This window comes from Bacillus sp. AFS002410, assembly GCF_002556365.1.
Taxonomy (GTDB): Bacteria; Bacillota; Bacilli; order Bacillales; family Bacillaceae_G; genus Gottfriedia.
In genome coordinates, this window is record NZ_NUEU01000024.1 from 32,733 (window position 1) to 52,398 (window position 19,666).

The window sequence follows — 19,666 nt, forward strand, 5'->3', positions numbered from 1 at the left end:
TTAGTAATGGAAACAATTTTAAAAGTAGATGGTATGACATGTGGACACTGCAAAGCTGCAGTTATGAAAGCGGTAGAAGGTGTGTCTGGTACAAATAATATAATCGTAAGTTTAGAAAATAAAGAAGTAACATTCAACTATTCAAACTCTGAAACAGTTGAAAAAGTAAAAGAAGCTATTGAGGACCAAGGTTACGATATCGTTTAATCAAAGTCTTATCGAACTCGATATAAATAAAAAGCGAACTAAGGGTTCGCTTTTTATTTGGAAAAAACTACTATACTGGGGAGAGAAGTAGATGAAATACTTATTGTTGTTGCTTAGTTTCGTTACTGTGTTTGGTTTAAGTGGTTGTGGAAGTAAGACACATTCAGGATCAACCCATCAAAATATGAATCATGATACAAAAGAAAAGAAGGATTCTACTCAAGCACAATTTTCATTTAATGGTATTCCCGAGGGTGGTAAGAAAGTAAATTTAAACATACAGATAAATAGTTTAAATGGAAAACCAGTTGACCAGTTTGAACTTGAGCATGAAAAATTAATGCATTTAATAGTTGTAAGTAAGGATTTATCTTTTTTTGACCATTTGCATCCACAATATAAAGGTAAAGGATTATTTACAGTCGTACCGAACTTTCCAAATGGCGGTGAGTATAAGTTATTTGCAGATTTTATACCTAAGGGCTCTGATAAAAACGTAAAAACCAAATTAGTAAAAGTGTCGGGACAACAAGGCGAACCGATTTCCCTAACTCCAGATAAATTATTAACAAAAGTAATCGATGGAAAAGAGATTACTTTAAAATTTGATAAATTGACGACAAATGATGAAGCTAAAATGACATTTACGCTTAAAGACGCTAAAACAAAAAAAGATATTATTAATTTACAGCCTTATTTAGGTGCAATTGGTCATGTTGTTGCTATTAGTGGAGACACTAATACATACTTGCACGTGCATCCAATGAACGAGAAATCAAGTGGACCTGATGCGGAATTCATGACGAGTTTTCCCAAAAAGGGAGTGTATAAAATCTGGGGACAATTTAAGCAAAATGGAAATGTATTTATCGTACCATTTATAGTAGACGTACCATAATGTAAACAGAAAAAAAGCAGGAAAACGATTAGTTTCCTGCTTTTTCATATTTAATAATTTTATAATATATTCGGTTTAATGTCGACTAGATTACTATTTGGCTTTTTTAAATCATCTGTTTTACTAGCATCATTAAGTGACAAGTTTTTAGTTTCAGGTGCCCATGCAATTGATACTAATGTTCCTACAACTAAAACTCCTGTTAATGCTAGCATTGTATTACCTAAACCAAAATGTGATAGACCTAATGGTAATAGGAATGTACTGATTGCTGATCCAAGTCGGCTAATTGCAGTAGAAAGTCCGACCCCTGATGATCTCACTTCGGTAGGGAAACTTTCAGCTGGGAAAACTCCTACAAGATTACTTACGGCTGACAAGATTAATGTGAACACTGCAAAACAGATAATCATTAATGTTGTTGCACTACTTGGTGAGACGCTTAATACGAATAAAGACACTACAAGAATAATGAAAGAACTGATTAAGAAGCCTCTGCGAGAGAAAATGATTGTAAACCAGATACCTATAACTGCTCCGATAATTAAAATTATGTTTAATAAGAAATCTGTTCCAAAGCCTTCCTTTAAGCCCATAATACTTAAAATATTTGGTAGGAAAGTATAGATTGCAAAATAAGGCATTACTAAACATGCAAAGAAAAGACTATTAAACGCTGTTCTTTTTCTATATTTTTTATTAAATAAAACAGAAAAGCTACTATCTTCTTTTGATGGTGTTTCATTATCTAACACAATATTTTTACCAACATATTTTTTTGCTATTTCTCTTGCTTCATCAATGCGGCCTTTGTTAATTAACCATCTTGGTGATTCTGGCGTTCCAATTCGTAGGAATAAAATGATCACTGATGGAATTGTCGAAGAAGCTAACATCCAGCGCCAAGCATCTGGTCCTAAAGCTTGCAACCATAGTCCAACGAATGTTGAAACAACATAACCAATTGTCCAAATAACACTAAATGATCCTAGTAATACTCCACGATGCTTTTTTGGTGCGAACTCTGCTAACATTGTATGACCAACGCTATAGTCTCCTCCAATTCCGATCCCAATTAATAGTCGTAGAATAAATAACTGCATTGGACTATCTACAAAAAATTGAAGTAATGAAGCGATTGTAATGAGTACAAAGCTTAAAACAAATATTTTTTGTCTACCGATAATATCTGATACCCATCCTAGAACTAAACTTCCTAAGAATAGCCCAATTAAAGCGGAGCTGCCGATTAATCCAAGCCAAAATGCATTAAGATGCATTTGGGGAGTAAGTAATGTCAGTGCTGTTCCAATGATTCCGAGAATATAACCATCATTAAAATGTGCTCCAAATGTAAGTCCAGCCATTTTAATGTGGAACTTATTAAGTGGCGCATCATCCATTTTTATCGTTTGGTTTACGTTCATCTCGTTTCCCCCTTAGTAATAGTAGTGTAACAGTTTTTTCATAAAATACTTTTAACTCTTTTATCGAAAAGCGAAAAATAAAATAAGAGCATGAAAATTTTAGTATGTAATGGTAGCGTTTTCAGATAAAAAGAAAAAAAGTGAATGAACTTGAGAGGAGTTCATAATATGAACAACTTTTTTCATAATGTGAAATATAAGATGAGTATAAAGTGTAATTCACAAAATTGTCAAACTTTTTTCGAGTATTTATTTTTATCTTAAAGAAGATTAGACGAGCATGCTAAAATAGCTTTGAACGAAACACAACGTTTTAAAAGCAAATAAAAAAGGCATCTGAATAAAACCATTCGGATGCCTTTTGATTACAATCATAGAAATTTTAACTTGCTAATTTTTATGATTAATCAAGATAATTTGTAACTTGTTGACAAGTAGAAATTAATAAATCAATTGATGATAACATTTTCTCTTCTGTAAAACGAAAACTTGGTCCACAGACACTTATGAACGCAACAAGGTTTTGAGCTTTGTCATACACTGGTGCAGAAATACCGTTTTCATTTTCATCTAGTTCGCAAATCGAAGTGCCAAATCCCCTTTCTCGAACACTATTAAGTTCATTACGTAATTGCTCAGGGTTTGTAATTGTATAAGGAGTCAACTTTTCCAAAGGTTTTTCCAAAAATATATCTAACTCTTTTGGTGGAAGCTGGCTTAAAAGAATCTTTCCATTTGAAGTACAGTGTAAAGGTAGAAAAGCATTCACATAATCTACAACTAACCTAACACTGTTTTCTGGATCAATTTGTTCAATTGTTAGTGTTCCATTTTGTTTAGGAACGCTTAAAAGAACAGTTTCCTGAATTTCCTCTTTTAATTTCTCCATACTTTTACTTGCGCGTCTGACAAGAGACCCGTATTGCGGAACTTTAGACGCAAGGTGATTTACCGCATATCCAAGCTGGTAGCCCTTAGTCTCGGGGTCACGCTCCACAAATCCATGGTTCTCAAGAGTTCCAATAAGTCTCCATGCAGTTGTTCGATTCATGTCCGATATTTCAGCTAGATTCCCAATAGAGATTGGAGTTTCACTATCAGCCACGATCTTTAATAATAAAAGTGCGCGATCTACTGCTTGTACTGATGAAAGGTCTTGCTTTGAACTTTTTTGGTTTTTTACTTCGCTATTTATCTTCATGTTAAACATTATAGCTTAATTGCAAATTAAAAAAACAATAATAAATAAATTTCTAATAATTTAATTATTTGTTTGACACAGCTAATTTTTCAGATTTATAATCTAGTTAAAGTTCTTATCGTGAACTATAATGTTCATAATACGAACGTTAGATAATTGAACAATCACCTCAATAAAGAATCAGCGAGGAAAGTTGGAATAAGGATCTAAATAATTTTCATAGTAAATTACTAAAACGTTTTCATTAAAAATGTTTAGAAAACTCTTCATAAAAGGTGGTGATTTTCATTAGTGTCATTGAGAACCAGGAAATACGAAAAGAAGTTGATTCTTTTGGAACTGTAGAAATATCAAATCAGTTCTTATATGGGGTTCAAACAGTTCGAGCAGTACAAAATCTCTCATTCTCTGGAAAAACTTTAAGTCAGTATCCAAAGTATATTGAGTCACTTGCAATCGTTAAAAAAGCTGCTGCAATTACAAATATAGAAACAGGTGCAATAGATGAATCCATTGGTTCATTTATTTTACAAGCCTGTGATGAGCTAATTTCCGGTAGACATTTTGACCAATTTCCAGTTGATATTCTCCATGGCGGTGGAGGAATTGGTACAAATATGAACATTAACGAAGTCATTGCAAATATAGCGAATGAATTAAACGAAGGAATGAGAGGAACGTATTCACCTATTCATCCAAACGATGATGTGAATGCTTCTCAATCTACTTCTGATGTCTGTCATACCGCCATGAGACTTGCCATTATGAAAGAGTTTGAACAACTCAACTTAGTATTAAGTGAAGTTCAAACTACAATCGAAAAAATGGTCGATTCATTTATAGAAATTACAACAATTTCAAGAACATGTTTGCAAGATGCGATGAGAATTCAATTAGGTGATTTTATTAGCGGATATGCCGCAATGTTATCTAGAAGACAGCAGTTACTTAAACAAAGTGTAATCGAGTTGAAGAAAGTAAACTTGGGTGGCACTGTAATTGGAACAGGAACTGGCGCATCGACAATGTATCAAGATTTGGTTATTCATAATCTTTCAAAAGTTGCTGGTTTTCAGCTTCAAAAGCGTGAAAATTTAATTGATGCTGCTCAAAACATAGATGATCTAGCAAATGTTTCAAATCAATTAACATTACTTGCAACATGTCTAATCAAAATGGGGAAAGACTTGAGATTATTATCTTCTGGGCCGGAAGCCGGATTTTCGGAAATTATTCTACCATCTGTAATGGCTGGTTCATCTTTCTTCCCAGGAAAAGTAAATCCTGTAATACCAGAAACATTGATCCAAAGCTGCTTCCAAGTTTTAGGCTGCGACAGAGTTGTACAGGCAGCTTTAGAGCATGGCGAATTAAATTTAAATATTTTTGAAGGTGTAGCTGGAGCAAATATTATAGATGCAATAAAGATGCTAGAAAAAGCACTCAACCTATTTAACGAGAAGTGTTTGGAAGGCATAAAAGTTAATAAAGAAAAATGTAAAGAGTACGCAAATAGTTTAATTCCTTCTGTAGTTGAATTAAAGGAGAAGCATGGTTATTCGTTTGTTTCGAAATTAATGAAGGAAAAGGGTAAGAACAGCGTAAAGGAATTATTAAATGGAGGAGGACTTGAAAATGACTAAAGTAGAGAATAAAAAACATTTTGAAGGTATCGAGCAACCAAAATTAGAATGGGCAAAAGAGTGGTTACAAGAAACGAAGAGACTATATATCAATGGTGAATGGGTAGATAGCAGTAGTGATGAAGAAATTGAATCGATTAATCCAGCAAACGGAAAAGTGATCGGAAAAATTCAAGGTGCTACAAAAGAGGATATTGATAAAGCGGTTGAGGCAGCTCGTGAGTCATTTGATCATGGCCCATGGCGTAAAGTAACTCGTAAAGAAAGAGCAAAAATTCTACGTAAGATTAGTGAGCTTATGAAAGAGCATCAAGCAGAACTAGCTACTTTAGAAGCATTGGATAACGGAAAACTATACACAGAAGCATATAATGACGACGTTCAGGAAGCATTAGAAATGTTCGAATATTATGCAGGCTGGACTGATAAATACTATGGTGAAAATAACCCAGTTGAAGGCGACTTTTTAAGTGTAACAACAAGAGATCCAATTGGTGTTTGTGGACAAATTGTACCATTTAACTTCCCGATTGATATGGCTGCATGGAAGCTTGCTCCTGCTCTTGCAATGGGGAACACAGTAATCTTAAAGCCGTCTAGTACGACATCTTTTTCAGCTATTAGACTATTTGAAATTATTGACGAGGCTAATATTTTACCTCCGGGCGTTCTAAATCTAATACTAGGTAAAGGGAAAATTGGTTCACATATTTCTCGTCATATGGGCGTTGATAAAGTTTCCTTTACTGGAAGTACAGGTGTGGGAAAACAGCTTGTTCACGATTCAGCAGACTCTAATTTAAAACCAGTTACACTTGAGCTTGGTGGAAAGTCGCCAAACATTATCTTTAGTGACGCTCCAGATGTGGACGCAGCAATTGAACGTTCTTTTTATGGATTATTTACTCACAAAGGTGAGAAATGCTCTGCACCAACAAGATTATTTGTTCAACGTGATATTTATGAAAAAACAGTTAATCGTTTAGCAGATTATGCTAATAGTTATAAATTAGGTGACCAATTTGATCCGGAATCAAATCAAGGTGCTCAAATTTCAGAATCACATATGGAAAGTATTTTAGGCTACATCAAAAGCGGAATTGAAGAAGGTGCTCGTCTTGCTGCTGGTGGAAAAAGGGATCTGACTGGCGAAAATGCAAACGGATACTTCGTTCGTCCAACTATTTTTGCAGACGTACATAATAAAATGACAATTGCTCAAGAAGAAATCTTTGGTCCAGTTCTTTGCGTTATTCCATTCGATACAGAAGAAGAAGTAGTTGAAATGGCAAATGACACAATTTATGGTTTAGCTGCCGGCTTATGGACGAATGATGTTTCACGTGCGAATCGCGTAGCTAAAAAATTAGAGGCTGGAATGGTATTTGTAAATAAATATGGATGTTATGACTTTGCTAGTCCATTCGGTGGATGGAAACAAAGTGGATGGGGTAAAGAATATGCCATTCATTCATTACAATCTTACACAAAAACAAAAGCAATTTGGTTTGCTTACTAAAATAAAAGGGTGAATAAAGATGAAAATGAAAGCAGCAGTAATGAACGCACATGGTGAACCACTTATTATTAAAGATGTTGAACTAGCTGAGCCTAAAGCAAATGAAGTACTTGTTAAAATAGCAGCAACTGGTGTTTGTCATAGTGATCTAAACGCATTAGATGATACTACAACACCTATTCCGACTATTCTTGGGCATGAAGGGGCAGGAATTGTAGAAGCTGTTGGCCCAAATGTGAAAAATGTAAAACCAGGTGATAAAGTAGCATTAAGCTGGGTTCCATATTGTGGAACTTGCGAGTTTTGTATAACAGGAGATGTTCATTTATGTGAATCAGCATTTGGACCAATGTTCGATGGTACATTGCTTGATGGGACTTCTCGCTTAAGCTGTGATGGGGAAAAAGTTTACCATAACTCTCTATTATCTACTTTTGCTGAATATACTGTTGTTCCTGAAATGTCATGTGTAAAAATTCCCGATGAAATGCCACTTGCTCAAGCATCATTAATCGGTTGTGGTGTTGCAACAGGCTACGGTGCAGCAGTTAATGCAGCTGGTGTTAAGCCAGGTTCATCTGTAGCAGTATTCGGAATCGGCGGAGTAGGAGTTAATGCGATTCAAGGAGCTAAAATCGCAGGTGCTTCAAAAATTATTGCGTGTGATGTTAAAGAATCTAATCTTGAGATTGCGAAAAAGTTTGGAGCAACACATACAGTCAATGTAGCTGAAGAAAATGCTGAAGAAAAACTAAAAGAATTAACAGGTGGATTCGGCGTTAACTATGCAATTGATTGTACGGGAAATACAAACGCAGCTGAAAGTGCTTGGAAAGGGACAAGAAAAGGTGGAACTGTAGTAGTTGTTGGTGCTTTCAATCCTTCTAAAGTTCTTAACCTACCAGCTGGTGGTTTCCATCGCGTTGGAAAAGTTCTTAAAGGAAGTTTTTATGGTGATACACAACCTTTTAGAGACTTCCCAATCATTTCTAAATTATATTTAGATGGAAAATTTAATCTAGATGATCTAGTTTTAGATCGAATCAAGTTGGATGATATTAACTCAGCATTTGATTCTTTCCATGATAGTTGCTGTGTAAATGTAGGTAGAACAGTTATTGAATTTCCAATTGATGAAGAGGCTAGCTTATCTTTAGTAGGTTCTGCAGGACAAGAGTCTAAGTAATTTAAAATATTAATTATAATTATCCATTTCGAAGACTAATAAAACTAAAATTTATTAGTCTCTGAAATGGATTTCTTCTATTATATAATGATTTTACGATAGAGCTCTTTCGCAACAGCTGCTTCCTTTGTACCGTGAATAATTGCACGACCGTCTTTAAATAAAACAATTCGGTGATCTTCAAAGGTACATGCTAATAAATACGGATTTACAATCAAATCATTTACTAATCCTATTAATCTTTCAGAAAGATCTCGTAGTGACGGAACATTAGTAGAAGATAAACTCAATTGGACAGCATCTCTTCCACATAATACATATGACTTCATTTGATGATCGTCGTTTAAATATGGATAACTTCTGGTCGGACCACATGTTGGACAATTATGATTCTTTAATCTTTCGATGTTTATATCAGACTTTTCATGCTTCCAAACATCAATCGATTGTAAGATTGGTGAAAGTTCATAGTTTGTAAGATATTGCATGGCATAAGTGACTTGGTACGCAGCAATCATTTGTACAATTGGACTAATGACTCCGACTGTGTCACAAGTCATATTTAATGTTGGTATATGATTTAATAAACAGTTAAGACAAGGAGTTTTTCCCGGAATAATTGGAAAAGAAAGCCCATAGCTCCCAACACAAGCACCAAAAATAAATGGGATTCCATGCTTAATTGCAGCATCATTAACAACCATTCTAGTTTCAAAATTATCTGTAGCATCTAGAATAATTGTTTGATCTTTAATAAGTTCTTCAATATTAAGACTAGTAATATCAGTTATAAAACTATTAATTGTTACTTCACTATTAATCTGTTGTAGTCGATTTTTAGCTGCAATTACTTTAGGTAGTTTATTTTTAGCATCCTCCTCTGTATAAAGGGATTGCCTTTGTAAATTACTCCATTCAACATAATCGCGGTCAACAATTGTTATATTTCCTATGCCGGCCCTTACAAGCATTTCTGCAATTGATGAGCCAAGTGCACCAACACCAATAATGATGGCACTGGCTTTTTGTAAGTTTAATTGACGATCTGTTCCTAGAAATAATTCTTGTTTTGCATAACGGTTTATCAAGAATTCACCAACCCTGTGATTGGACTACTAGCTACACCATAATTTTTTTCGTCAATTCTTCCAGCTTCAAATCCAAGTCTTCCTGCTTCAATAGCAAGCTTCATTGCAACCGCCATTTTTACTGGATCCTTCGCGTTAGAAACCGCAGTGTTCAAAAGAACTCCATCAGCACCTAGTTCCATTGCATAAGCTGCATCCTTTGGCGAACCGATTCCAGCATCGACTATGACAGGTATATTTGATTGTTCAATAATAAATTTAAGATTTAAAGGATTAATAATTCCTTTTCCAGAACCAATTGGTGATGCTCCTGGCATAATCGCATGGACACCAAGTTCTTCTAGTCTTCTTGCTAACACAACATCATCAGAAGTATAAGGTAACACAATAAATCCTTCATTCAATAGCATTTCTGATGCCTTCAATGTTTCAATTGGATCAGGCAATAATGATTTGTCACAACCAATTACTTCTACCTTTATCATATCGCACAAGCCTGACGCTTTTGCTAATCTTGCAATTCTAACAGCCTCTTCAGCAGTTTTTGCACCAGCTGTATTTGGTAATAATTTATATTTTGCTAGATTTAATTGTTCTAGAAAATTAGGCTGTGATTCTTCAAAAATATTCATTCTTCTAACAGCGAAAGTTAGTATTTCGGCTTCCGAAACTTCAACTGCTTCTTTTTGTACTTCAAAAGAAGGGTATTTACCTGTTCCTAGTAATAATCTTGAATGAAATGAATGATTTCCTATTTTCAACATGATTAACCTCCACCTACAAAATGTATTAATTCTACCTGATCCCCATTAAAGAGATGAGTTAAAGCATACTGCTCTTTATAAATAATTTCTTCATTAACCTCGACAATAACGATTCGGTTTTCTAGCTGGTATTCATTAAGTAAATCTTGAATTGTAAAAGTTTTACTCGAAACTTCTACGTTCTTTCCGTTTAATCTTATTTCCAAGTGTTTTACACCTCACAAACATTTAAATTAACGACTAACTTTAAACGCCTCAATCCAGTCTCTATCAACTTTCCTTTTAAGAATCATATCCCGAATTAATTTTCCAGTTGCTGGTGCAAGTAATATACCATTTCGAAAATGGCCGGTTGCAAATAGGATTTGATCATCTTCAGGGTGCATGCCAATAAAAGGATTATGATCAAGTGTTCGCGGTCTTAGTCCCGCCCAAAATGAATCAATTTTCATATCTTCAATTTCGGGAAGCATTTTTTTAGCACTTTGTATTAATGATTCAATGCCACCTAAGCTAGGGTTTTCATCCCATTCGTTATCAACCATCGTAGCCCCGATGACAAGGCGGCCGTCATTTCTTGGAACAATATAGTTTTGTTCATGAAAAAGAGTATGCTTTAATGCTACTTTTTCGCTTTTTACGGAAATGCATTCACCTTTAACAGGAATAATTTCATGATTTAACCCTAGCTGTGCAAACAAGGTATTACTCCAAACGCCACTTGCAACTACAATGTTTTTGGCTTCAAACTCACCGTTTGTTGTTTTAAGTAAATAATGTGTATCAGTTTTTTGAATCCCAAATACATGAGTATATTCGAAAATAGAAGCCCCTAAAATCTGAGCACTTTTGGAAAATGCATTACAAACAGAAACAGGTAATACATTTACGTCATCCTCAATATAGGCTGCGCCAATTATGTTTGGATGGATGCCGGGGATCTGTTTTTTTAACTCCGCATGGTTATACCAAAGTGCTGAAGTTTGAGTGAGTAGTGGTGTTAATTGTTTTTTTTCTAAGTCGGTATAAGCTAGTTTGAATATGCCACCTTTTTTAAGTTCAATATCAATACCGCTTAATTCTTTCAACTCTTCTTGAAGGTGAAAATAAGATAGCTGGCTACTTCTAGCAAAAGTAAAAAATGACTCGGACTGATCCCACTCGGAATGGGCACCGAGCATCCCCGCAGCTGCCTTTGTCGTTTTCTGACCAACTTGATGTCCTTCTAAAACTGCGACATTAATGTTTTCTTTCGCTAGATAATAAGCAATGGAACAACCAATAATGCCACCCCCAATTACGACGACATCAAATCTCTTGTTCATAAGTCAGTTTACACCTTTCAAAATATTGCAGCGCAGCATCTAGTGGGTTTCGAGAAGAGAAGATTCCAGACATTACAGCTATGCCATCAATCTTGTTCTCCTTTAAAACTTGGATATGCTCAGGCAATATACCGCCTACTGCGTAGATTGGTATAGTCAGAGTTTTTTTCATTTCGGGTATGATTTCAATCCCATTTGGAGTTAGACCAGCTTTACACTTTGTTTCAAAACAATGACCGTAAAGGGCATAATCAGCCTGATCACTTTCAGCTTGGATTGCTTCAGTAAGCGTGTGGACTGATTTTCCTATTCGTAAGTTAGGAAAATATTCTTTTACATCAACAAGAGGAAGGCCATGTCCCGGTAAGTGTATATTTGATAGATTTGCGAAAATAGCAATATCTAAACGATCATTTAAAACGATTTTCTTCATATCGACTTTGTTCATTTTTAGTAGATTTAATAGTGATATTATTTCGATCGCTTTTTTTGATTTCTCGCGAATATGTACATAGTCGACTACATCGATTATTTGAATAATTTTGGAAGCAAGTACTTCGATTGAGTGCTGATCATCTGTAATTGCAATAAGTTCCATGCTCCAGCCTCTTTCATTAACAAAATTTTTTCAAACAAAAAAAACCACTTTCCTAAAAAAAGAAAGTGGTTACATTGCACACAAAATAAATAGAGAATGCGCCACTTTCCTACGCAGGTACTAGCCTGTTCAGGTTTTAAGGGTTTAAAAGTAACTACTCTATTCTCAGCCCTTATCAAGGGATCCCCTAGTGATGAATCTGTATGAAAATTAATCTTAGCATAGCATATAAAAAATAATATTCAATACTAAAATTTTTTTTACCTGTCCAAATATTTACCATAAATTGGGCTTGAAGCATAATGAAATCAAGTATTTAGACGAGTATAAAAAATACTAATAATTTTTTGAAATGAACGTTTCTGTAAAAATTTAGGAAATAAAAGCATTTACATTTTAAACTTGTGGGTTTATATTTAGTGTGAACAATTTAATCGTTAGACTAGGGGTGTCCAATTAGTTGGGCTGAGAGAGAAACGCATTTAAGTTTCTTAACCCTCAGGACCTGATCTGGTTCATACCAGCGTGGGGAAGTTAGAAATTTCTCATTAATGATGTCTAATCGTTAATGTAGTTTTGCTAACATTTTGCCGGGTCTTAAATATAAGATCCGGCTTTTTTCATGCTTAAAATGGATTGGATTTCGTCCTTTTTTAATCATTTAAAAAGGGGAATGAAATCAATGAACAATTCTGTAAATGAAATGAATTTTTCCATCATGTCTAGTTTTTCTGGTAGTAAAAAAGTTTATGTTGAAGGATCTAGACCTGATATTAAAGTACCGATGCGTGAGATTCAATTAAGTCCAACAACTGGTACTTTTGGCGAAGAAGAAAATGCACCAGTTAGAGTATATGACACTAGTGGACCTTACACAGATTCATCTAGCTCAGTTGATATTCGCGAGGGGCTTAAGCCGATCGGACAAAACTGGGTGATTGAGCGAAATGATGTTGAAGAATATGTAGGGCGTGAAGTGAAGCCTGAAGATAATGGATATAAAAAAGAATCAGATAAACATGAGGTTGAAATCTTTAAAGGGTTAAAAAGAAAACCATTGCGTGCAAAGGATAACGGAAATATTACGCAATTGCATTATGCTCGTAAAGGTATTATTACACCTGAAATGGAGTTTATTGCAATTCGAGAAAATAGATCAGCGGAATTTGTTCGTGATGAAGTTGCAAGAGGAAGAGCTGTTATTCCATCGAATATTAATCACCCGGAAAGCGAGCCAATGATTATCGGGCGTAATTTTCATGTGAAAATAAACGCCAATATAGGTAACTCAGCAGTTACTTCCTCAATTGAAGAAGAAGTAGAAAAAATGACATGGGCTACTCGCTGGGGAGCCGATACGATGATGGATCTTTCAACCGGAAAAAATATTCACACAACACGTGAATGGATTATCCGAAATTCTCCGGTACCAGTAGGGACAGTTCCAATTTATCAAGCACTTGAAAAGGTTAATGGAATTGCAGAAGACTTAAGCTGGGAAGTGTTTAGAGACACTTTAATCGAGCAAGCCGAACAAGGAGTAGATTACTTCACGATTCACGCTGGAGTACTATTGCGTTACATTCCATTAACTGCAAAACGAGTGACAGGAATCGTATCTCGTGGTGGGTCTATATTGGCTCAGTGGTGTTTAGCTCACCATAAAGAGAATTTCTTATATACGCATTTTGAGGAAATTTGTGAAATAATGAAGCGCTATGACGTAACATTCTCTTTAGGAGATGGTTTGCGCCCAGGCTCGATCGCCGATGCAAATGACGAAGCACAATTTTCGGAATTAGAAACACTTGGAGAGCTAACAAAAATTGCTTGGAAACATGACGTTCAAGTTATGATTGAAGGCCCGGGACATGTTCCAATGCATTTAATTAAAGAGAACATGGATAAACAACTAGAAATTTGTCAGGAAGCACCTTTTTACACATTAGGTCCACTAACGACAGATATTGCACCTGGTTATGATCATATAACGTCAGCAATCGGTGCAGCAATGATTGGTTGGTTTGGTACGGCGATGCTTTGCTATGTAACTCCGAAAGAGCATTTAGGTCTTCCAAATAAAGAAGATGTTAGAGTAGGGGTAATCACATACAAAATAGCAGCACATGCAGCTGACTTAGCAAAAGGTCACCCTGGTGCACAAAAAAGAGATGATGCACTTTCAAAAGCTCGATTTGAATTTAGATGGCGTGATCAGTTTAATCTTTCTCTTGATCCAGAAAGAGCAATTGAATACCACGATGAAACATTACCTGCTGAAGGAGCTAAAACAGCCCATTTTTGTTCAATGTGTGGTCCAAAATTCTGTAGTATGAGAATCTCACAAGACATTCGAGATATAGTAAAGCAAGAAGAACTTCAAAATGAATCAACCATTGAAGAAGGAATGAAAGAAAAAGCATTAGAATTTAGAAAAAACGGCGGAGAAATCTATCAATAAGGGTGTGAGCCTTATATGAATAGGGTAGAAGAAATCAAAAAAGAAATAAAGCAATTAGAAGAAAGTATGAATCAGTTGAAAATAGAACTGAAAACCATTCAAACAAATTGTGCCCACGATTTTCAACAGAAGGATACGATACAAGAATGCCTAAAATGCAGTTTGATTGAAAGCTTGTGCTGGTAATTTTTATAGATAAAGCAAAAACAAACCCCAATTTGGAGGTTTGTTTTTGTTTATAGGTTAAAGTTAATGCTCCGACAAACTATTGATTGAAACTTCTTCCTCTCGATCGGGTTGGCCGAGCGGATAAATTCTAGCAATTTCATTTGTTTCATCAACATGTTGAATATAAATCGGCACTCCATTGTATGTAACATTAGCCATTTCAGGTGAAGACGCAATTTCTTGAGCTCGTTGTTTATTCATACGTAACCTCCTCTAAATTATTAATTGAAACCAAACCTAACATATTATTAACCGATGGGTGATTGGGTATTCATATTATTTTTTGTAAAAAAAAACTCCTGTTAAATTTAACAGGAGTTTTATAGTTTTTAAAGATTACCAGTGATGTCCATATCCATATCCGTCAGATCCTGACCAGCAAGCTGCTCCAACAATGATTAATAAGATAAATAAAACAACAATCAAAGCAAAACCGTTAAGATGGTGATGTCCAGTACTCATTCATGTGACCTCCTTCATACGATATTAAGGGATGTAAACTCCCTTTAGGGTCATGTAACCAATTGTAAAAATTACAATTAGGAGAGGTGGATAATGTATCGTATGTTTTTTTACCAACTATGAAACTAGTCTATATTGTAATTAGGCTTTTACCTATGAAGTAAGTTTTTAAAGTTCAATTATATGGATTCTGTACTTACTTTACTTTAGGAAAAATTGCTGCATCAACTACATAAGCATGTTGGAAATTTGCCTAAATATAAGTTTATGGAGGCGGGATTGCTTTAAGTAAAATTATTGCTTAAACATATAATAATTAGAGACGAATTTATTCATTATGAGGGAGGAACGCCACTCTTTTTTTCATTTTTGATTTTACTTATAGTATAATAAGTATAAAACAAAATGCGAACAAACGTTTGTGTTTAGGCTTAGAGTGGACATCTGTTTAATTGAGTCTTAGTGTTTAGAGCATTGTCTAGAAATTCCAGTTGCTCGAAGGACAATTATGTGGCCAAACGAAACAACCCCTATAAACAATTATGAATAGCAGTAATATAGTATGGGAGGAAATGAAATGTTTCCATTAAAGAATTACTATGAGTCATTCATCAAGAAAGAAATCATTGGTACGAAAAGAGAAGCAGCGATTGAAAAGTTAAGTAATTTGCTAGCTTGCCATGTCATTAGTAAAGATACAGAGTCAGCTATTCATATTCGATACTTTACTTGTAATGAGCAAATGCAACCGACAGATAAGTGGATTGGAACAATCGCTGTTAAAATAAAAAATGGCATCGTGATCGAAACCGCAATTTCACTCCCAAAAAACGATGATTCAAAATGAGGGAGATTTTTGATTTTTTTCAGCATAGGGTCAGTTTACCTCAATAAGAATCTATAGAAAGCTACGGTTAATTTAATGTTAACTAATGAAAGAGATGAGAAAAATGAATCAATTTGTTCTTGGCGGTAAACAAGGCATGCTCTACTTTTCTCGCATGGTAATCAGTTCGCAAATGAGTTAAAATCTTTTTTGAAAAATTGACGAAAATTATTACACTAAATATCTAAAAGTTAAAAAGACCTCTCTGTGAAAAGAAAGGTTTTAATGAAAACAAAAAAATTCCACTATAGAAATCTATAGTGGAATTTCATTATTTATGCAGATTGATTTGAATCTTTATCTAACTTTCTATTTCCGTTTAGTTTACTATTTTTATAACCGTATGCTGCGTAAATTACTAATCCGATTACTAACCAGATTGCGAAACCTTTCCAAGTAAATGATGAAAGTTGTAACATTAAATATACACAGAATACAACAGCTAATACTGGTACTACAGGTACCCAAGGAGTTCTGAATCCACGCTTTAATTCTGGTCGAGTTTTTCTTAAAACTAGAACACCAAGAGAAACAGCAGAGAAAGCGAATAGAGTACCGATATTTGTTAATTCAGCTAATTTACTTAATGGAATAAGGCCAGCAAATATTGCAACTAGTCCGCCAGTTACCCAAGTGCTTGTTACAGGAACTTGAGTTTTCTTGTTAACTTTTGATAATTTACCTGGTAATAAACCATCTTTACTGATTGCATAGAATAATCGAGTTTGTCCAAACATCATTACGATTAATACAGTTGTAATACCGATGATTGCACCAAGTGAAATGAAACCAGCAGCCCAATCTTGGTGAATAAATGTAAGTGCAAAAGCAACAGGGTCACTAACACCTAATTGACTGAAAGGAACGATACCAGTAAGAATTAATGAAACGACAATATATAAGACTGTACAAATTGTTAAAGCAGATATAATACCGATTGGTAAGTTACGTTGAGGATTTTTAACTTCCTCAGCAGCAGTTGATATTGCATCAAATCCAAAGTAAGCAAATACTACTACTGCAGCTCCAGCTGTTACACCATGGAATCCCATTGGCATAAATGGAGTCCAGTTATGCGGTTGAACGTACCAAACACCAACTGCGATAAAAAGTGCAACTACTGCCAATTTTATAATTACCATGATCGTGTTAAGTTTTGCAGACTTTTTAACACCTCTAGTAAGAATAAACGTTACAATCAAAACAATGATTACTGCCGGTAAATCAATATAAGTATGTTTAGAAGGGTCGAATGCACCTGTAACAGCTTTAGGGAAGTGTATTCCAAAACCACCTAATAAACTTTGGAAGTATCCAGACCATCCACTTGCTACTGCTGAAGATGCTAGTCCATACTCTAGAACCATGTCCCATCCTAATATCCATGCGATGACTTCACCAAAAGCAACATAACTATAAGTATAAGCACTACCTGCCTGTGGAATCATTGATGCGAATTCAGAATAACAAAGTGCAGCAAATGTACAAGCTAAACCTGCGATAATAAATGAAATAATAAGTGCTGGACCAGCATATTTGGCTGCTGCTACACCAGTTAATACGAAAATACCTGTACCGATAATAGCACCAATACCTAACATAGTAAGATCAAATGCTCCTAGAACTGGATTAAGTGAACTAGGCGAATTATTTGTAGCTGATTTTTTTCGAAATAAATTCATATGAGCCTCCTCTAATACGATATTTGTTAGTTTAATAATTTTCTAAGATGAGAGTTTTCTAATTTAACTATAAAAAATAGAAAATTCTGACAATTAACTACAAAGTTATATAACTGTGTCGCTTAAGTGATTTTTATAATAACACACTTATAAAAATATTCAAAGAATTTTTCGACTTTTTTTTCAATTTTTTTGAAATTTTATAGTAATTTAGACATATTACTAAATACCCAAAGGTATGGTACAAATAACCTAGTTTGAATTTGTGCCATTAGTAATGTCACTTCGATTGAGAGTTCATATTTCTAAAGGGTAAAGTGCAATCAGACATAATCATTATATTTTTGGTATTTTTTTCAAAAATTAAATAAACCTCCTTAATAGAGGTTTATTTTTGGGCCTATATTATCATTTATTGTTCTCTTAAGTGACTTAATGATACTTCTTTATCATTTTGTGGTTGATCAAGGGGATAAATTCTAGCTGTGCCTTCATTTTTATTAACATGTTGAATATAAACTGGTACTCCTTCGCAAGTAACATTGATCATACCAGGTGCAGCTACAATTTCTAATGCTCTTTCTGTATCCATCATAATACCTCCTTAAATTACTAACCTATATTATCATTTACTTAGCAAAGTAATTGTATTCATTAGAAATTAGATCTTTTAAATGTATTATGTAATACAGAACTGATATGGAAATTCCCTCTCATTTTTCGAAAAACTTTAAATAGAAAAAAACACATTAAGATAAAAGTTTTAATCCCATTTCTTAACTCGTTTCTTATCTTGTTGTATGATAGCAATAGAAGCTAAAAATAAAATTGAACTACACATAAAAATTAAGCAAAATAAACCAAAAAGTATTTGCATATTAGTTCCTCCTTTTCTTTATGAGAACAGAGTAAAGTATGGAACTAGTTTCAGAGCAAGAAAAAGTTTAGAAAAGGTGAGAATATGTCTAATATTAAGGATATTGCAAGGATAGCCGGAGTCTCGGTTACAACAGTCTCACGAGTTTTAAATAATGAACCTTATGTTAGTGAAGAAAAAAGAAAAGCAGTTTTGAACGCAATTGAGTTAACGAATTATCAAAGAAATCTTAACGCAGTTAATTTAAGCAAGGGAAAAACAAATCTAATTGGAGTAGTCATTCCGTTCTCGCATCATCCATATTTTGGGCTGCTAATTGATGGAATTGCCAATGAGGCGATAAAAAATAATAATAAACTAGTGCTATTTCAAACAAATTATGAAGAAAAGAGAGAATTTGAAGCATTAGAAATGTTACAGCATAAACAAATTGATTCACTTATTATTTGTTCAAGAACTTGTTCAATAAAAACGATTGAAGAGTATATGCAATATGGTCAAATCGTTTTGTTTGAAGATACTAGAAACACTGGCGTTTCTTCAACTTTTATTGATCAATACAATTGCTTTATGATCGCGCTAGAATATTTATATGATAAAGGGCATCGGAAAATTGGATATAGCATAGGTCGTAGAACAGGTATGAATAGTAAACAAAGAGAGTCAGCCTATATTGATTTTCATTCTAAATATAATGAGCCAACAAATAACGACTTAGTATTTGATAATTGTTATTATTTCGAAGACGGTGAACGAGTTGTCCAAGCATTGTTAAAATTAAAAGATAGGCCAACAGCTCTGTTAGTAACAAGTGACCAAGTGGCTGCGGGCATACAAACTTGCTGCAATGAACATGGCATAGCTATTCCAGAAGATTTAGCTATTATCGGTTTCGATAATCAACCAATCGCAAAAGTAATGAAATTAACATCAGTCGAAATTCCATTACGCGAAGTCGGAAAGAAACTATTTAACCAAGCAATTAATTCTGAAATAACACAAGAAGAGATTGCGATTAAATTAGTTGAGCGACAGACTGTATAATAAAACAAGCTAGTCAGGTACTAGCTTGTTTTTATTTGTGTTAGTGTAGTGCGGTCGGAAGAAAAAATCTCAAGCTGTTAATAAATTTGTGGAAGTGCAATTAAAAAGGCAAAAACTGCAAATGAATTTGTGAAACTGCAAATAAAAAAGGTAAAACTGCAAATAAATTT

Annotated in this window: 19 protein-coding genes and 2 riboswitches; of the genes, 8 read left to right on the top strand and 11 right to left on the bottom strand. The window is 34.4% G+C overall.

Features of this window, described 5'->3' with window-relative positions:
* Window positions 1-6: 6 nt before the first annotated feature.
* Both CN692_RS15820 and CN692_RS15825 read left to right on the top strand, forming a co-directional pair.
* Window positions 7-207 carry a cation transporter gene (locus CN692_RS15820; RefSeq protein WP_098120136.1) on the top strand — a complete coding sequence of 67 codons (201 nt, stop codon included), beginning with the start codon at window positions 7-9 and terminating at the stop codon, window positions 205-207.
* Window positions 208-298: 91 nt separating this feature from the next.
* A complete protein-coding gene (locus tag CN692_RS15825) occupies window positions 299-1,105 on the top strand; it encodes a hypothetical protein (protein WP_098120137.1) in 807 nt (268 codons plus the stop codon).
* Between the two features lie 59 nt (window positions 1,106-1,164).
* On the opposite strand, the gene CN692_RS15830 is transcribed toward CN692_RS15825, so the two are convergent.
* Window positions 1,165-2,532, bottom strand: a complete 1,368-nt coding sequence (locus CN692_RS15830; protein WP_098120138.1) for an MFS transporter — start codon at window positions 2,530-2,532, stop codon at window positions 1,165-1,167.
* Between the two features lie 403 nt (window positions 2,533-2,935).
* Entirely contained in the window at window positions 2,936-3,733 is a 798-nt protein-coding gene (locus CN692_RS15835) for an IclR family transcriptional regulator (protein ID WP_098120139.1), read from the bottom strand.
* Window positions 3,734-4,011: 278 nt separating this feature from the next.
* Here CN692_RS15835 and CN692_RS15840 point away from each other — a divergent pair, with 278 nt between their 5' ends.
* Genes CN692_RS15840 through CN692_RS15850 form a run of 3 tightly spaced genes read left to right on the top strand, consistent with a single transcriptional unit; the run spans window position 4,012 to window position 8,081 of the window.
* Complete coding sequence (locus CN692_RS15840; protein ID WP_257144047.1) at window positions 4,012-5,376, top strand: lyase family protein; 1,365 nt, start codon at window positions 4,012-4,014, stop codon at window positions 5,374-5,376.
* Window positions 5,369-6,895 (top strand): aldehyde dehydrogenase family protein, encoded by a 1,527-nt coding sequence (locus tag CN692_RS15845; protein WP_098120140.1) that lies wholly within the window; start codon window positions 5,369-5,371, stop codon window positions 6,893-6,895. The genes CN692_RS15840 and CN692_RS15845 overlap by 8 nt, the downstream gene beginning before the upstream one ends.
* A gap of 19 nt (window positions 6,896-6,914) precedes the next feature.
* Window positions 6,915-8,081, top strand: a complete 1,167-nt coding sequence (locus CN692_RS15850; protein ID WP_098120141.1) for a Zn-dependent alcohol dehydrogenase — start codon at window positions 6,915-6,917, stop codon at window positions 8,079-8,081.
* An 80-nt stretch (window positions 8,082-8,161) separates the two neighbouring features.
* Here the strand turns inward: CN692_RS15850 and CN692_RS15855 are convergent, their stop codons facing one another.
* Genes CN692_RS15855 through CN692_RS15875 form a run of 5 tightly spaced genes read right to left on the bottom strand, consistent with a single transcriptional unit; the run spans window position 8,162 to window position 11,856 of the window.
* On the bottom strand, window positions 8,162-9,169 hold the full coding sequence (locus CN692_RS15855; protein WP_098120142.1) for a ThiF family adenylyltransferase: 1,008 nt from the start codon (window positions 9,167-9,169) through the stop codon (window positions 8,162-8,164).
* Window positions 9,166-9,933 carry a thiazole synthase gene (locus CN692_RS15860; RefSeq protein WP_098120143.1) on the bottom strand — a complete coding sequence of 256 codons (768 nt, stop codon included), beginning with the start codon at window positions 9,931-9,933 and terminating at the stop codon, window positions 9,166-9,168. Before CN692_RS15860 ends, CN692_RS15855 begins: the two co-directional genes overlap by 4 nt.
* Before the next feature lie 2 nt (window positions 9,934-9,935).
* The gene (gene thiS, locus CN692_RS15865) at window positions 9,936-10,139 is read right to left on the bottom strand and encodes a sulfur carrier protein ThiS (RefSeq protein WP_098120144.1); all 204 of its coding nucleotides are present in this window, start codon (window positions 10,137-10,139) and stop codon (window positions 9,936-9,938) included.
* A gap of 27 nt (window positions 10,140-10,166) precedes the next feature.
* A complete protein-coding gene (thiO, locus tag CN692_RS15870; protein ID WP_098120145.1) occupies window positions 10,167-11,258 on the bottom strand; it encodes a glycine oxidase ThiO in 1,092 nt (363 codons plus the stop codon).
* Window positions 11,242-11,856, bottom strand: coding sequence for a thiamine phosphate synthase (locus tag CN692_RS15875; protein WP_098120146.1), 615 nt, complete (start codon window positions 11,854-11,856; stop codon window positions 11,242-11,244). Before CN692_RS15875 ends, thiO begins: the two co-directional genes overlap by 17 nt.
* 89 nt (window positions 11,857-11,945) lie before the next feature.
* Window positions 11,946-12,055, bottom strand: a riboswitch (TPP riboswitch).
* 235 nt (window positions 12,056-12,290) lie between these two features.
* Window positions 12,291-12,405: riboswitch (TPP riboswitch) on the top strand.
* 133 nt (window positions 12,406-12,538) lie between these two features.
* Here CN692_RS15875 and thiC point away from each other — a divergent pair.
* On the top strand, window positions 12,539-14,317 hold the full coding sequence (thiC, locus tag CN692_RS15880; protein ID WP_098120147.1) for a phosphomethylpyrimidine synthase ThiC: 1,779 nt from the start codon (window positions 12,539-12,541) through the stop codon (window positions 14,315-14,317).
* A 249-nt stretch (window positions 14,318-14,566) separates the two neighbouring features.
* Here the strand turns inward: thiC and CN692_RS15885 are convergent, their stop codons facing one another.
* Window positions 14,567-14,746 (bottom strand): small acid-soluble spore protein H, encoded by a 180-nt coding sequence (locus tag CN692_RS15885; protein ID WP_098120148.1) that lies wholly within the window; start codon window positions 14,744-14,746, stop codon window positions 14,567-14,569.
* 135 nt (window positions 14,747-14,881) lie between these two features.
* The gene (locus CN692_RS15890) at window positions 14,882-15,007 is read right to left on the bottom strand and encodes a YjcZ family sporulation protein (protein ID WP_098120149.1); all 126 of its coding nucleotides are present in this window, start codon (window positions 15,005-15,007) and stop codon (window positions 14,882-14,884) included.
* Window positions 15,008-15,584: 577 nt separating this feature from the next.
* Here CN692_RS15890 and CN692_RS15895 point away from each other — a divergent pair.
* Window positions 15,585-15,854, top strand: coding sequence for a hypothetical protein (locus tag CN692_RS15895; RefSeq protein ID WP_098120150.1), 270 nt, complete (start codon window positions 15,585-15,587; stop codon window positions 15,852-15,854).
* Between the two features lie 314 nt (window positions 15,855-16,168).
* Here the strand turns inward: CN692_RS15895 and CN692_RS15900 are convergent, their stop codons facing one another.
* Both CN692_RS15900 and CN692_RS15905 read right to left on the bottom strand, forming a co-directional pair.
* Complete coding sequence (locus tag CN692_RS15900; protein ID WP_098120151.1) at window positions 16,169-17,575, bottom strand: amino acid permease; 1,407 nt, start codon at window positions 17,573-17,575, stop codon at window positions 16,169-16,171.
* A 412-nt stretch (window positions 17,576-17,987) separates the two neighbouring features.
* The gene (locus CN692_RS15905) at window positions 17,988-18,167 is read right to left on the bottom strand and encodes an H-type small acid-soluble spore protein (protein ID WP_098120152.1); all 180 of its coding nucleotides are present in this window, start codon (window positions 18,165-18,167) and stop codon (window positions 17,988-17,990) included.
* Between the two features lie 369 nt (window positions 18,168-18,536).
* Between CN692_RS15905 and CN692_RS15910 the strand changes: the two genes are divergently transcribed.
* On the top strand, window positions 18,537-19,496 hold the full coding sequence (locus CN692_RS15910; protein WP_098120153.1) for a LacI family DNA-binding transcriptional regulator: 960 nt from the start codon (window positions 18,537-18,539) through the stop codon (window positions 19,494-19,496).
* The last annotated feature ends 170 nt before the right edge of the window (window positions 19,497-19,666 follow it).